The 15,675-nt window shown below is 48.4% G+C and carries 10 protein-coding genes; 4 read left to right on the plus strand and 6 right to left on the minus strand.

Translation table 11 applies throughout. From position 1 onward, the window contains the following. Window positions 1-239 precede the first annotated feature (239 nt). Genes gcvH through lpdA form a run of 4 tightly spaced genes read left to right on the plus strand, consistent with a single transcriptional unit; the run spans window position 240 to window position 4,803 of the window. A complete protein-coding gene (gcvH, locus tag HMPREF2955_RS04430; protein ID WP_070721380.1) occupies window positions 240-620 on the plus strand; it encodes a glycine cleavage system protein GcvH in 381 nt (126 codons plus the stop codon). Window positions 621-640: 20 nt separating this feature from the next. Further along, entirely contained in the window at window positions 641-1,963 is a 1,323-nt protein-coding gene (gcvPA, locus tag HMPREF2955_RS04435; RefSeq protein WP_070721382.1) for an aminomethyl-transferring glycine dehydrogenase subunit GcvPA, read from the plus strand. Window positions 1,964-1,976: 13 nt separating this feature from the next. Beyond that, window positions 1,977-3,458: an aminomethyl-transferring glycine dehydrogenase subunit GcvPB gene (gene gcvPB / locus HMPREF2955_RS04440; protein ID WP_070721384.1), complete on the plus strand. Its 1,482-nt coding sequence runs from the start codon at window positions 1,977-1,979 to the stop codon at window positions 3,456-3,458. Continuing rightward, window positions 3,445-4,803, plus strand: a complete 1,359-nt coding sequence (gene lpdA, locus HMPREF2955_RS04445; RefSeq protein ID WP_070721414.1) for a dihydrolipoyl dehydrogenase — start codon at window positions 3,445-3,447, stop codon at window positions 4,801-4,803. The genes gcvPB and lpdA overlap by 14 nt, the downstream gene beginning before the upstream one ends. Window positions 4,804-5,372: 569 nt before the next feature. Here lpdA and HMPREF2955_RS14985 read toward each other — a convergent pair. The 6 genes from HMPREF2955_RS14985 to HMPREF2955_RS04480 all read right to left on the minus strand — a co-directional run bounded on the left by HMPREF2955_RS14985 (window position 5,373) and on the right by HMPREF2955_RS04480 (window position 13,941). Next, a complete protein-coding gene (locus HMPREF2955_RS14985; protein ID WP_083317625.1) occupies window positions 5,373-5,747 on the minus strand; it encodes a DUF805 domain-containing protein in 375 nt (124 codons plus the stop codon). Between the two features lie 503 nt (window positions 5,748-6,250). Further along, window positions 6,251-6,565, minus strand: a complete 315-nt coding sequence (locus HMPREF2955_RS04460) for a DUF3467 domain-containing protein (RefSeq protein ID WP_009231237.1) — start codon at window positions 6,563-6,565, stop codon at window positions 6,251-6,253. An 86-nt stretch (window positions 6,566-6,651) separates the two neighbouring features. After that, on the minus strand, window positions 6,652-7,605 hold the full coding sequence (locus tag HMPREF2955_RS04465; protein ID WP_083317624.1) for a YitT family protein: 954 nt from the start codon (window positions 7,603-7,605) through the stop codon (window positions 6,652-6,654). Between the two features lie 498 nt (window positions 7,606-8,103). Next, complete coding sequence (locus HMPREF2955_RS04470) at window positions 8,104-8,931, minus strand: hypothetical protein (RefSeq protein ID WP_070721390.1); 828 nt, start codon at window positions 8,929-8,931, stop codon at window positions 8,104-8,106. A 73-nt stretch (window positions 8,932-9,004) separates the two neighbouring features. Then, window positions 9,005-10,681, minus strand: coding sequence for a RagB/SusD family nutrient uptake outer membrane protein (locus tag HMPREF2955_RS04475; protein ID WP_070721391.1), 1,677 nt, complete (start codon window positions 10,679-10,681; stop codon window positions 9,005-9,007). Window positions 10,682-10,710: 29 nt separating this feature from the next. Beyond that, window positions 10,711-13,941, minus strand: a complete 3,231-nt coding sequence (locus HMPREF2955_RS04480) for a SusC/RagA family TonB-linked outer membrane protein (RefSeq protein WP_246830065.1) — start codon at window positions 13,939-13,941, stop codon at window positions 10,711-10,713. Window positions 13,942-15,675: the final 1,734 nt, after the last annotated feature.

Here is a 15,675-nt window from a genome sequence, read left to right on the forward strand (position 1 = left end):
CAACCCCTCTCCAAGGGGAGAGGGGAGGGGTATGTTTTGTTTGTTGACGAGTTTGCCAGTGGACAAGTCGATAAGTCTACAAGTTTACCAGTCGACAAGTTTCCAAGTTAACGAATTGACAAGGATTGCCGTCCACTCTGCAATCAAGCATACAACTTAACTCCTTAACCCCTTAACTCCTTTAACTCCATAACCCTTAACCAACAACTCAGTAACTAAAAAACTTAAAATACAACACTATGGCTAAATTTATAGAAGGACTCTATTATAGCGAGTCGCACGAATATGTACGTGTAGAAGGAGAGTTTGCATACATCGGCATCACCGACTATGCGCAAAACGCATTGGGCAACGTGGTTTATGTAGACCTGCCCGAAGTGGACGACGAGATTGAAGCAGGCGAAGACTTCGGCGCAGTAGAAAGCGTTAAGGCTGCCAGCGACCTCACTTCGCCCGTTAGCGGCGTGGTGGTAGAAACCAACGAGGCACTGGAAGACGAACCCGAACTGATTAATAAGGACGCATTTGCAAACTGGATTATGAAGGTGAAACTGGCCGACACAACCGAATTGGACAACCTGATGGACGCCAAAGCCTACGAGGCGTTCTGCAATAAGTAAGCCCAAACAATCCTAACGCTATGCAATACAAATTTTTTCCGCATACGGAAGAAGACATCAAGCTGATGCTTGATAAGATTGGTGTGCCTTCGCTAGACGCGCTCTTTGCAGAGGTGCCCGAAGAAATACGCTTCCGACGCGACTACGACCTGCCCAGTGCAAAGAGCGAAATAGAAATAAGAAACCTCTTTGGCAACTTGGGCAAGCAAAACAAGCAGCTGACGGTGTTTGCCGGCGGCGGCGTGTACGACCATTACACGCCGTCTGTCGTGCCATACATCGTTTCGCGCTCCGAGTTTCTCACCAGTTACACCCCCTATCAGGCCGAAATATCACAAGGCACGCTGCATTACATCTTCGAGTTTCAGAGCATGATGGCCGAACTTACCGGCCTGCCCATCGCCAATGCCTCGATGTACGATGGCAGCACAGCCACTGCCGAAGCCGCCATCATGGCCGTGGCATCGGGCAAGAAGGCCAATAAGGTGTTGGTTTCAGAAACCGTAGACGATAAGATTTTGGCCGTGATACGCACCTATACGCACTTCCAAAATGTGCAAATAGAGGTGGTTCCTGCCGAAGACGGCGCCACATCGCGCACCGCCATGCAAGAAAAATTGCAACAAGGCGGTGTGGCTGGCATGATTGTTCAGCAGCCCAACAAGTACGGCATCATTGAAAACTACGACGGCTTTGCCGACGATTGCCACCAACAAAAGGCACTTTTCGTGATGAACAGCGTGGCAGCCGACCTCGCCTTGCTGAAATCGCCAGGCGAACTGGGGGCAGACATAGCCGTGGGCGATGGCCAATCGTTGGGCATACCCATGCAATTCGGCGGTCCATCGGTGGGTTATCTCTGTTGTACCGAGAAACTGATGCGCAAAATGCCAGGGCGTATTGTGGGCCAAACAAAAGACAATCGCGGGCAACGAGCCTTTGTGCTCACCCTACAAGCACGCGAACAACACATCCGTCGCGAAAAGGCCACGTCGAATATCTGTTCTAACCAGAGCCTTATGGCTTTGTGGGTAACCATCTATCTCAGTGTAATGGGCAAAGAAGGACTGAAAGAGGCCGCACAAATGTCGGTAGACGGGGCACACTATCTCTACGAAAAGCTCATCCAATCGGGTAAGTTTAAGCCTGCGTTCAACCAGCCTTTCTTCAACGAGTTTTGCGTAAAGTATGTTGGCGGCGACCTCGACCAACTGCAACAACGCTTGCTGGACAACGGCATTCTGGGCGGAATTAAAATGGCCGACGACATGCTGATGCTAGCCGTTACAGAGAAAAGAACCAAGGAAGAAGTTGACCTTTTGGTTAGTTTAGTAACCCAATAAACCCCGAAACAAGATGAACAACAAATTATATGGCAACTTGATATTCGAGCTTTCGCGGCCTGGATGCCGCGGCTTTCACTTGCCAAACAACCCTTTCGGGAAACATCCAATAGCCAACGAACTGAAAAGGGGCAGCGATGCGCAACTTCCCGAATGCGACGAAGTGACCGTGGTGAGGCATTACACCAACCACAGCGGCAACAACTTCGGCGTAGACAACGGTTTTTACCCATTGGGCAGCTGCACAATGAAATACAATCCCGTTATCAACGAAGAGGTTGCAGCCATGCCGGCCTTCGCCAATCTGCACCCGGCACAGCCTGCCGACACCTGCCAAGGCGCGTTGGCCGCCCTGTACGGACTGCAAAAGGCACTCTCCGAAATATCGGGTTTGCACGAGTTTACCCTTAATCCCTTTGCCGGCGCGCAGGGCGAACTTACGGGTTTGATGATTATTCGTGCCTACCATCAGGCAAACAACGACACGAAACGCACCAAGGTGATTGTTCCCGACTCGGCTCACGGCACCAATCCCGCATCGGCCGCCGTGTGCGGACTGGATGTTGTGGAGGTGAAAAGCACGCCCGAAGGCACCGTTGACACCGAACACCTGAAACAATTGCTGGGCGACGACGTGGCTGCGATGATGATGACCAACCCCAACACCTTGGGATTGTTCGAGAAAGACATACCTGCCATTACCAAGATGGTACACGATTGCGGTGGCTTGATGTACTATGATGGCGCCAACCTTAACCCCTTGCTGGGCGAATGCCGCCCTGGCGACATGGGTTTCGACGTGATGCACATCAACCTACACAAGACTTTCTCTACCCCTCACGGCGGTGGCGGCCCCGGTGCTGGCCCTGTTGGCGTGCGTAAAGGCTTGGAACAGTTCCTGCCTTCGCCCCATGTAGTGCGCAACGGCGACCGTTACGAGATTGTACAAAACCCCTTTGGTTTCGCTCCCGATGCGCCAACGATGAACCTAGGCACTTTCTTCGGCAACTTCGCCGTGCTGATGCGCGCCTACACCTACATCCTAACGCTGGGCAAAGAAAATCTTAAAAATGTGGGAAAACTGGCTACACTCAACGCCAACTACATTAAAGAGTCGCTCAAAGATGTGTACGACCTGCCTATTGAGGGGCTGTGCAAGCACGAATTTGTGTTCGATGGCCTTAAAAATAAGGACACGGGCATACGCACGATGGATGTGGCCAAGGCCTTGCTAGACTATGGTTACCATGCGCCCACCATCTATTTCCCCTTGCTTTTCCACGAGGCCATGATGATAGAGCCTACCGAGACGGAGAGCAAAGCCACCATCGACGGCTTTATAGAGGTGATGAGGAACATTGCAAACGAAGCCGAACACAATCCGCAACGACTGAAAGACGCGCCATTGAACACGCCCGTTGGTCGTGTAGACGACGTTTTGGCAGCCAAACACCCCATAACCACCTATAAACAAAGCATTGATGAACAAGTTTGATATCTTGATTATCGGCAGCGGACCTGGCGGTTATCGCACTGCCGAGTATGCGGCACGCAAGGGTTTGCAGGTGGCCGTGTTCGAGAAAGACCAACCTGGCGGCACTTGCCTTAACAGTGGTTGCATCCCAACGAAGACACTTTGCAAGCATGCAGAGGTGGCCGACACCGTTAGGGAGGCAGCACAATATGGCGTTGCCATTAAAGATGCGGCTTTCGATATCGACATGCAGGCCGTGGTTGCCCGCAAGGAAGAAATTACCGAGAAACTTCGACAAGGCGTTGAACAGCTGATGTCGATGCCAGGAATTACTTTCGTAAGGGGCGAGGCGCGGTTTACGGCCAACAAAACGCTTGTGGCAAACGGCGAGGAATACACTGCCGACAACATCATCATCGCCTCAGGGTCGTCGGCAAAGGTGCTGCCCGTAGAGGGTGCGCAGCTTAAAGGCGTGATTACCTCTACCGAACTGCTCTGCCTCGACCACGTTCCACGCAGTCTTTGCATCATCGGTGCGGGTGTTATCGGTATGGAATTTGCCAGCATCTACCGCAGTTTTGGCTGCGAAGTAATGGTGGTTGAGTTTCTGAAAGAGTGCCTTCCCGCACTTGATAGCGACATCGCCAAACGACTTCGCAAGCAGTTGGAACAACGCGGTGTGCAGTTTGCGCTGCAATCGGGCGTAACAAAGATTGAACAAACGGAGGACAATGCCCTGCGCGTGCATTATCAGAAGAAGGGCAAAGAGGCTTTCGCCGATGCCGAACTGGTGCTGATGGCCACTGGGCGTGCGGCAAACGTCGACGCACTGGGCTTGGAAAACACCGACATCAGCTACACAAAGGCTGGCATAACCACCGACGACAACATGCAAACCAATGTTCCAGGCGTGTATGCCATTGGCGATGTGAACGGCAAACAGATGCTGGCGCATGCCGCAACGTTCCAAGGTTTCAGGGCCGTTAACCACATTGTGGGGCATACAGACCGCATTTTGTTCAATGTTGTGCCTGCTGCCATCTTCACACATCCCGAAGTGGGAAGTGTGGGATTGAGCGAAGACCAATGCAAGGAGCAAGGCGTGGCCTACAAATGCCGTAAGGGCTACTATCGTTCTAACGGAAAAGCCAACGCAGGGAACGCCACCGAAGGCATGATTAAACTGATGACCGACGAGCAAGACCGCATCCTTGGCTGTCATCTCTATGGCGAAAATGCAGCTTTCATTGCACAAGAGGTGGCTGTGTTGATGAATTTTGGCGCCACGCTCACGCAGCTAGGCGAAATCGTTCACACGCACCCCACGCTCAGCGAGATACTGCAAGACATGGCCTTTATGCCTTAACAGCCTTATGAGGTGTGGCTAGCCACAAACGCAAGTCACGCCCAAACAAATTTACCTTCATGAATTTGCCTGCGCCCAGTGTGGTTATATCATAAAAGCCACCTAGGTGCAGGCTTTCTTTTGCGGCCCAAATATAAGGCGTATAGGTTGTTGTTTTAGTCCAATCAGCAGTTAGAGCCAATGCTGATTTTGTTTGATTGTCGGCATCTTGCCAGTCTTATACATGAAGGCGTAGCAGGCTAGGTCAAGCGAATAAGGCTTGCAAGATGCCGACAAACAAACGAAAGATGAATAGGAAACGATGGGAACAACCTGAAATAATTGCTCTAACGACCGGGTTGGTGCTTAATCTCCAAAAACAGCTTTCTTCTCCTAATCAGCCGCTCCATAAAAACACTGTTGCACATGTTAGGCACATGTTTCCTATCGAGCGAAAAAGATTAAATAGTGGAGTGGGGCGCATGGCTTCCTTGCGGATACATGCTAAAAAGCGCAAAGCCTCTTCCCCTTTACCCATTGCAGTTGCTTTGGGGCAGAGGAAGAGGCTATTTGCTAATGTAGAATCTTATTTAGGGTTGTGGTTCGCCAAAGCGGTTGGCGGTGGGTTCACCTTCTTTGATGCAAAGAACGAGGAACCAAATCCCACCGATGACAGGTATGAAGTTAATGAAAAACCATTCTCCACCCTTACCGATGTCGTGCATGCGGCGAACGCTTATTGCTAAGCCCGGAACCAATATCGCCAGGTAAAACAGGCCAAAGATGGCTGAAATGACTAATCTCGCTGTTGCGCTGTCTCCTGATACTGAGACGAGAATCTGATAAACAATACTAATTGCAACGTTAACGAGCACGAATAGCCAATACTCTGTACGGCCGGCACGGCCTTTAAAGTCTGAATACTTCTTAGTTAAGACGTTTTTGTAATTTCCAATAATGTCCATAATGTAAAAGTTTAAGTTATTGATAAATTCTGTTATAAGTTTATGTTGTGTGACACTAGTAATTAAAGTCTTAATGGGGTGATGTGCCCGCCATAAAGGGTTGTGCCACATCGCGACTGCAACATGTTGTTTTCGTTTAGCTGGCTTGCCCCCGCCTTGTTAGAGGTTGTCTGCCGCAAGAAAACATACTTGTTAAGGTGTGTGGCGAACTTCCATAATGCAAAGATAAACGAAAATTTCTAAATTGGCATTGTGTTTCATCGCTTTTTTTGCATTTTTCTTGATTATAACTCTTTTTTAGGAATTTGATATGATTAAAAAGGAAGTAATAGTGAATTGTGAGGGGAAGAGGGGAAGAGAGAAAAGTCGGACCAGTCGGACTGGTCGGACAGGTCGGACAGGTCCGACAGGTCTGACTGGTCTGACTGGTCTGACTGGTCTGACAGGTCCGACATGTCCGATTGGTCCGACTAGTCCGACTGATCCAACTCGCTTTTTACCTTTTAGGCCTCGCCGTTCCCGCCCACGTTAAATGGGGCGATGGTGCGAGAACCTTCGTGGGGCAACTGGATTTTGCCGAACTCTTGTTCGTATTTAAAGATGTTTTCTTGCAAGGCCATGAGCAAACGTTTGGCATGTTCGGGCGCCATGATGATGCGACTAGCCACTTCGGGCTTAGGCATGCCAGGCAGAATGCGAGCGAAATCGAGAATGAAATCGCTTGGCGAATGCGAGATTAGCACAAAGTTAGAGTACACGCCCGAAGCAACTTCGGGTTTCAAGTCCATTTCAAAGGGAACGGGTTGTTTCTGATCCATATCTTTATCGGTGTTAAGCAAGGGCTAGCCACATGTTCGTGTTCAAGGGAAAGTCCTATTATATATAAGAGTCTGTGTTTAATGTTTTACGCTTTTGTCGTAAGGTTCTCGTCGGGCGACACGTCAACGCCCAGTCGCTCGGCTTGTTCTTTCATCATCTTGTTCTTCTTACGTTTGGCCTTGAACTTGTCGAAACCCAAACCGTAAACGCCAATTACCGAACTCTGCGAAACAAAGGCGGCGGGGTCTATCTCGTTGATGATGGAAAATATCTTGCCCGACTCCGTTTGGCGAGCCAGAACAAAGAGCATCTTCACCTCGCGCCCCGAATAAAAGCCATGCCCGCTGATGGTGGTGCAACCGCGTTGCGCATTTACATTGATGGCACGCCCTATCTGCTCGTACTTGTCGGAGATGATGAAGAACTGCACCGACTGGTGCATCATGTTCACCACCTTATCTACGCAGATGGAGAAGATAAAGAGGAATACGTAGCCGTAAATCACTTCCTCCCAATTGCGCAAGGCCACGTAGCTGGCCGTGACAATAGAAATGTCTACCAGCAAAATGAGTTTGCCAAGTGAAATGTCGTGATACTTGTTAATCATGGCCGCCACCACGTCGGTGCCGCCAGTTGAGGCATTGCTGGCCAGTCCCAGCCCCACGGTGCTGCCCAAACTGGCCGCACCCAGCACGATGGCCATGAAGGGTTGGCCTTGCAAAAGCGTGGAGCCTTCCATCCAATGCTGCCCCAATGCGCTGAAAAGCGTGAACATCACAGCCGCATAGAGCGTTTTAAGACAGAACTGCCAGCCCAGCACCTTTAAGGCAATGAGCAACAATAGGGCGTTTACGCCCAAGAAAGTAACTTGCACCGGAATGTTCCAACCCCAGTAAAGAATGGATGCCAAGCCTGGTATGCCACCCGTGGTGATGTGATTCGGAAGCAGGAAGATGGCCCATCCCAAGCTGCCGATGAACATGGCGATAGTTAGTAATACTAGATCTTTTAGTAGCGTGTATCTTTTTAACGTCAACATACTTTGGTTTTTTATGCGACAAAGATACGCAATAATCGTGAAAAAAGAAAGCAACGAAATAAAAAATATGGGGTGGAGCAAAGAATTAATGTGTACCTCAGCCGCCAACTGTCTTCAAAACAAGTCCCATTACGAGGGTCGTTACCAAACACAATTCGGCCGTAAAGTCGCTAACTGTCTTCAAAACAAGTCCCATTACTCGTCCTTTCATTTGCACACGGCCGTAAATATAAATTCTTACCAGCTAGAATACACAAGAACATCATCTAATAAGAGGAGAGAGAAAGGTGGGCTAAGCTGGTGCTTAGGCCTTTGCACCAAGTAAATTGACAAGCTATACTTACGGCCATACAGCACCGAGAAATCATAAAACGGATGAACTGAATTTACACACAAAGGCGGACTCAACGTTCTCTCACAAAAGGAGCGTTAAGTCCGCCTGATGTTTAATCGGAAAGCTGTGCAGTCTAACAAGCACTACAAGCCAATGTGCCAGTGCTATGGGTTAGGAACGAATGTCTCAACAACAGCACCATAGTCTTTTTTTGCGGTAAAGTAATTTAAAACCAGCGTCACTTTATTGTCCTTGTATAGCTTGCAACCTTTCTCCGGGTCTGTTGCAAATGCTTGGTTGTTTTCTTTTGTGGCAAGGTCGCGAATATAAACGCCGTTCAGAGCGGTGGCTTGTGTCGAAACGGCAACAAATTGATAATCGTCTTGCTTAGCATTCAACAGGGTGAACTTAATGTTGCTTTTACCGTTATAAACCTTATTTAGTCGGTAAAGCCCTTCCCGGTTCTCACATTTCTGCAATACAACGTCTTTTATAACCTTTACCTTGTTCTCACCGAACGACACAAGCGCGAAAGTATAAGTTCCCTTAGCCATATCACTCCATGACAATCCAGTGAAGTCGAACACTTTAAGCGTTCTGGCACCTGCGCCCGTGGCCACTACTGCCACTTTATATTCTCCTGTCATGCCTTCAACGGCAACATCAGCCACCGCGCCGCCCGACAAATCTTTCACTTTCGTTCCGCTTGCAATCACAAAGTCCTTAATAGCCTCTTCACCTCCCTGCTGCATCTTTGTTTCAAACTCGGCCTTAGGTATGCTTGCGTAGTAAACTGCATCAGTTTTGCTGTTGGTAGCCACACGCAAAAGCATGTCGTTATCGGGGTTTAGTGGATCTTTGGCGTCAAGTTGGTATATCGTAGCCACGGCGGTGTTGTCGTTTCCAGGTTCAGAACCTTGTTCGTCAGCACATGCAGCCATGAAAGCCAAGCCCAACAAAGCCCATGCATAATTGATAATATTATGTTTCATTGTAAATACTTCGTTTAGTTTATTACATTATATAATAGGCGTGCTTTGAAAATACGCCTTCCCGCTGTTGTCATCAGAACTGGTGTTCTTCCGAATCCTTTTGGGGGTGCATAGGGATGTCGTTATTCGTGCAAGCTCTGTTATATCTAAGTTCCGTTTCGATGATACAGAGGTTCATCCACTTAGGATAAGCGGTGGTGTTCCAGCGATAGCCCGCCGTATGATTGGTACGAGGATAGTTACGTATGATACCCTTGTTAAGTCGCTTTATGTCGAAGGTTGCAAAGCCCTCTCCCCACAATTCAACTCGGCGTTGCCACCAAACTTCATTTTGGAAAGCAGAGGTAGCCGTGTTTCCGTATGCCTCATTATGCTTGCCGTACACGAAATTCGGGTCGCGTGTCTTGGCAAATTCAGTAAGCAGTGCGATGCCTTTGCCCTCATCTTGCATGCCCACAGCCTCGATCTCAATGAGTTTCATCTCTTCTACGCGCATCAGTGGAGCCCAAACGGCAAAACCTACGTGTTGATTTTCACGGCCTGCTACTCCCCCTGCGTTTCTAAATTTCAGTTGGATGCCGCCCACATTAAGCTGCGCTGCAGCCGCACTAGCCATAATTTGCTTGCAATACTTCACGTCTTCTTTATACGCATAAGTGCGCAGAGCCTCTCTTTGAGCGTCTTCCGAAAGGTCGTCTAAGGCAAAATCCACGAACACCTTGCGGCGCCAGTCGGTAGTGGGGATGGTTTCAAACAGATGTCGGTCGATGTTCATCAGTCCGCCGTAGTTCGATGCGTAGCCGCAGCCCGACAAACTCTCGTTCAGCATCACCGACCCCCAAGACGAGTCTGCGTCGTTCAAGCGGATATTTGGGTCTTCCTCATTATACTTTACGCCAAACATCCACGCCTTATTAGGCGAATTAAAGCCGAGTTCTTTGCTGGTATATGCCGCCTCGTCCATCATTGTGTACTTTTCTTGCGCCAATTTCGCATATTTCTCAGCGTTCGCCCAATCTTGTGTTTCCAAGTATGCGCGTGCTTTCAGTCCATAAACCACACTCACGTCCGGTGTCCGTATGTCAGGGCGCACATACCCTTTCAGCAATTCTTCTGCCTTATCCAAGTCCGACAAGATAAACGCCCACATTTCCTCATTGCTTTTGCGTGGGTTGTTATACAAGTCCTCGTTCGTTGTTTTCTCCGTTACCAAAGGCGTTGTTTCTGCCTTTTTGTTTAGCGAGTAAGGCTCTGCTGCATACATGCGTGCTATGTCCATGTAGAACATGGCTCTCATGGCACGAGCGATGCCTGCGCCTGTACGTCGAGCTGGTTCGGGGTTCTCGCCCGCCATCCCAATAACGATGTTGCAATTCTTTAGCCACTTCGAATAATAGGTCCAAGGCAATTGGCAAACCGCATAACCTGGTCCAAGCACCTCGCTCACCGAGTACCAGGAATCGTACTGGTTGTTCTTACCCACCACGGCAATGTCTTGCCCCATGGCGTCGCGCTCCAAGAAGAAACATGGGTAGCCTGCATCAAACACAAAAGTAGCTGTTGGTCTATAATAGAATTGCCCCACGAGTGTGGATGTTGTTGCATCCACAGCCTTCTCGAAGGCGTTTGGTGCTTCGCCCAACTGTTTTCCCGTTATAGTTCTGCCCTGCGGATCCACTTCTTCAATACATCCTGAGAGCAATGCGCATGCCCAAAAAGAGGCTATCAGTTTTACTGCTATATGTTTCATAAACAATATTCTTTAAAATTAGGTCTAAATCAGAATGTCACTTGTAGTCCACCCGTGATGTTACGCGTTGGCGAGTAAGAGCCCACCGACTTGTTGCCGTCGAACGAGTAGCGAGGGTCGAATCCTTTACGAGCCGACCAGAAACAGAGGTTTTCTCCTGCTACATATACACGCAGTGTAGAGATTTTATACTTATTGGTAAACGTTTTGGGCAAGGTGTAGCCCACTGTAAACGACTGGAAGTTGAGGTACGTGGCGTTGGTAAGCCATCTGTTGGAGCTTTTAGCTGAATAGTTTTCGCCATACTGGAAACGTGGGATGTTGCTTGCGGTGTTGTTTGGCGTCCACGATTTGAGCACATCCTTATGGAAATTAGAACCGGAAGCCTGAGACTCAACAGGGTTCATCAAGGCTGCATATCTGGAATCGTACACCTTTCCGCCCAACTGATAGTCGAACGCAACAGTGGCATCAAACCCATAAGCCTCTACTGTTGTGCTAAATCCGCCCGATGCCTTTGGCATTACCGAGCCTTGCTCGTAGAACGATGCCTCAGAGATGTTCGTGGTTGTGCCATTGCGTTTCTTGTTGGGGAACGAACCGCGGTCTTTAACAGCCACATCGGTGTCTACATAGTACAAGGCTTGTCCGTGTTCGTTTACGCCTGCATACTCTGGCAGCAACATGTTATATAGGGGTTTCCCCACCTCGTACCAGCATTCGTGTCCAGTGCCATTGTCCACATAGCCTCCATAGTCTTGTGTTTTTTGCCGCGGCAATTTCAAAATCTTGGTAGCATTGTGGGCCAACATGCCCGTTATGCTCCAAGTGATGTCGCGCGTACGTATGGGCGTAACGGTAAGCGTAACCTCTACACCGCTGTTACGCATGTCTCCAATATTGCCATAATATCCACGCGTTCCTGACAGTTCGGGTAGCGAAAGCCAGAAAAGCATGTCCGAAATCTTTTTGCTATAAACATCCACGCTACCCTGCAAGAAGTTCTTTAACAGCGAAAACTCCAAGCCAACGTTTAGGTTGGTAGTGGTTTCCCATGTAAGTTCGGGGTTGCCAGGTAATCTAAATGACGGAGCCATAGTCGTGGCCGAAGATTTAGAGAGCGTGTATTGGTCTGCAAAATACCAGTTGTTGCCCAGCGCATCGTTGCCTTGTTGGCCCAACGACACCTTCAACTTCAAGTGGTTAACCCACGGCACGTTAAAGAAACTTTCTTTCTCGATATTCCATGCGCCGCCAACAGACCAGAAGTTGCCCCAGCGGTTTTCCTTCTTAAAGCGCGACGAGGCGTCTCTACGATAAGACAGCGAGCCGTAATACTTTTCCTTATAGTTGTAAAGCACGCGGCTAAACCAACCTTCCACATTGTAACGCTCGCCGTACGAACGGCTGTTCGATTTTGTGGCGAAAGCGTCTAACTCTAAAATGTTTGGCGAGAAACCGCCTGTTGCAGTGGCGTTGAGGTAGCGCAGCTGTTCGTTGAAATACTCGTGTCCGGCCAGCACATTTACATCATGGTCGCCAAAGGTCTTGTGGAAGTCCAAGGTTTGCACGTTGTTTGTGCGCAGGTAATAGTATTGGAACTTCGTAAGTTCGCCGTTTACGTTCACCTTCGAGCCATACAGGCTGTTGTCGTAGTCTGAACGGGTTATGTGTTGAAAGTTCAAGTTGCTTGTGGCATTAAACTTCAACCAGTCGGTGAAAATAACATCAACATTGAATGTGCCATTAAATTGGTTTACCAAGAAGTTCTTTTGGTTGTATCTGTTTGCACCAAGTGGGTTGCCCTGTGAGGAGAAAGCACGCGGTGCATTCTCTACAAAGTTGCTTCCTGGTACACCATAGTCGTAATGCGGATTTCCATTCTTGTCGGTGCGTATAACGGGGTTGCCGTTTGCGTCGAGCGTACGCACGTAGAGCGGATAAATAGGCGCAATCATGGAGGTGAAATACAACAAGTTGGAGGATTTGAGCTCGTCGTCCATGTTGGGATTTTGGTTCTTGCTAGAATGCACATAGTCAACATTTCCGCCCAGCTTTAACCACTTCTTTGCTTGATAGTCTGCCTTTAAGCGTGCGGTGTAACGTTCGTAGTCCGAGTAAAGAATCACGCCATTGTCTTTCAGGTATCCTGCGCTAGCGAAGAACGACGAACGGGTGTTGCCGCCGCTTACGCTCACGTTATAGTCTTGCCTGAACGAGTTTCGGTAAGCCTCTTTCGTCCAGTCGTCTGGAGTCATATAATATGTTTCACCGTCGGCCGTTTTGTACGAACGGCCAAGCGTGGCCTTGGGATTTAGTTTGCCGTCGGTTCCAATAAGCTGTTCGCCTGTTGGCACGGTATATACATTGTAGCCCAATTGGGCAAGCATTTCCTTATTGGCTCTCGCATGGGCAGCATCTGCACTCATCCCGTCGGTGTAGAAGTACTTGTTGCGTAGCATGCCATAGTATGTTTCATAGTATTGCCCTGGGTCTTTAATCACGTCGTAATCTTGAATGGCCCTGCTGTTGCTACCCCACTTCATGTCTACCGTAACCACGGCTTCGCTGGTGTTGCCGCGCTTGGTGGTAATCAGAATCACACCCGATGCACCGCGCGCACCATAAAGGGCGGCACTTGCTGCATCTTTCAGCACGGTTACGCTTTCAATGTCTTGTTGGGGAATGTTGCTCAACGATCCGGGATAAGGCGCACCGTCAACAATGATTAATGGGTCGGTCTTGGCTTCTAGCGAGGATATGCCACGGATGTTCATCTTTCCATTGTCTGCGCCAGGTTCTCCCGATGCCTCACGCATCTGAAATCCGGCCACTGTTCCGGCAAGCGTAGAGCTTACGTTTGTTGAAACGCGCTTTGCAAGGTCTTTGGAAGAAACCACAGCAGCCGAACCAGTAAAGGCCGATTTCTTTTGCGTACCGAACGCCACCACCATCACCTCGTCGATGGTATTGTCTACGCTTTCCAGTTCAACGCGCATGTTGGCTTTTGCTGTAAGCACCTTGCTCTTCATGCCGATATACGAAAATTCTAGTTGGGCATTAGCGGGAACGGAGAGTGAGAACTTTCCGTCGATGTCGGTAACGGTGCCGTTGGTGGTGCCCACCACTTTTACCGAGGCTCCCACCACGGGTTCGTTGTCTGGCAAAGCCACGACTACTCCCCCCACGCGCGTTTGCGCCAGTGCCATTCCTGCCGTGAGGAATAGGCATGTCAGGAATAAGATTAGCCTTTTGATCATAATACTTACGTTTTAAATTACTACTATTTTGTTTCAAATCAGGTTCTTCCTACCGCCCATACAAATGTTTATAGGCATGCGAAATAGTCTTAATTCAAGCGTTTCGGGGTGTTCTTCTCCGTATTTCACGCATGGGTTTGCATCTAGCAATTGGATTTGACCTGTTGCCGTTCATCCGAGTCTTGGTGCAGAGGGCGTGGTCTTCTATACATTTAAATAGAGTTTGTCTAGCTTTGCCGCCTTTTGGGTGACACTATGCAAGGTTTCGCAAATTTATGAAAACATCTTTTAAACGCCAAACTTTTTGAAAAGAAAATGCGTGAATGGGGCGATATTTTTACATTTGGGTTGTTTTTTGGTGCTTAAAGGCGCCCATTTAATGCTTTTCGGAGCGTTTCGTCTGTTCATTATATATGTAAGTTGCGCGATAACGAACATTTTGCAAAAGCCCTTGCGGCATGTTCTTTGTCTCCGTGTTGCTTAACACGCCACGTGTGATGGCTTAAAATCATAAGTTGACGAGTTGACAAGTTAACAAGTTGACGAGTTGACGAATTGCCGAGTAGACAAGTTGACGAGTTGACAGATTGCCGAGTAGAAAAGTTGACGAATTGACAAGTTGACAAGTTCATAAGTTCATAGGTTCACAGGTTTGCAAGGTCATAAGCTCATAAGCTCATAAGTTCACAAGCTCATCAACTCTTCAACTCACCAACTCATCAACTCATCAACTCATCAACTCTTCAACTCTTCAACTAAAAACTCTCAAACTCACAAACTCAAAGCACTTATCAACTCACAATCCCATCAACTTAAAAACTTAAATTGTTATCTTTTATTTTACAATACGGCTTTATTTTTCATTCCGTTCTAGCGAAAAAGTAGGTCGTAAAATGGGTAAAAGGACACTTTTTCTAGTCTTTCACGTCTCCCGATATGTCTGCTTTTGAGAAAATAACCTGCATTTTGCACCCTTTTGCCTTTCTATTTTGGTTGCCGGCTCGTATTTTTTAAGCCCCAATTACCTACATTTAACCCCTAAAACTCCACTTTTTAACGGCCATTTTGTTCATTTTGGCCGTATTTTTCATGGGTCGGACGGGTTTTGTTTATACCGTTACAGTGTATTTTTATACTTTTTGTTTCATGTTTTGCACCATTTTACGCTGCATTTAGCACCATTTTACCCTGCGTTTTGCACCAAAACGCACTGTATTTTGCACCAAAACGCATTGTATTTTGCATCAAAACGCACTGCATTTAGCGGCATATTGCACCATATTTTGCCAAAAATAGCCCCAAATCTGGTGCTAATGGCTGTTGTTTGCAATAAATATTCATTTTGCTGCATTCGTGGATTAACTCGTTTTTGCCCCAAGATAAACTCTCGCGAGAATCGATTTTTTGCGGCGAGGTTGGCGATTGGTGACGAAAATGGCACTCATAATGTTAAAATTTATGCTGATAAATTGACAAAAGCCTCACCGCCAACCTCTCTCCAAAAGGTGGAAGCCTCACCCCCAACCCCTCTCCAAAGGGTGAAAGCCTCACCCCCGGCCCCTCTCAGAAAGGGAAAAGCCTCACCCCCAACCCCTCTCCAAGGGGAGAGGGGATGATATGCGTTGTTGGTTGACAAGGCCTCCCCCCTAAGCCCTCTCCAAAAGGTGAAAGCCTCACCCCCGACCCCTCTCCAAAGGGTGAAGGCCTCACCCCCAACCCCTCTCCAAGGGGAGA

The organism is Prevotella sp. HMSC073D09 (assembly GCF_001814145.1).
Lineage (GTDB): Bacteria > Bacteroidota > Bacteroidia > Bacteroidales > Bacteroidaceae > Prevotella > Prevotella conceptionensis.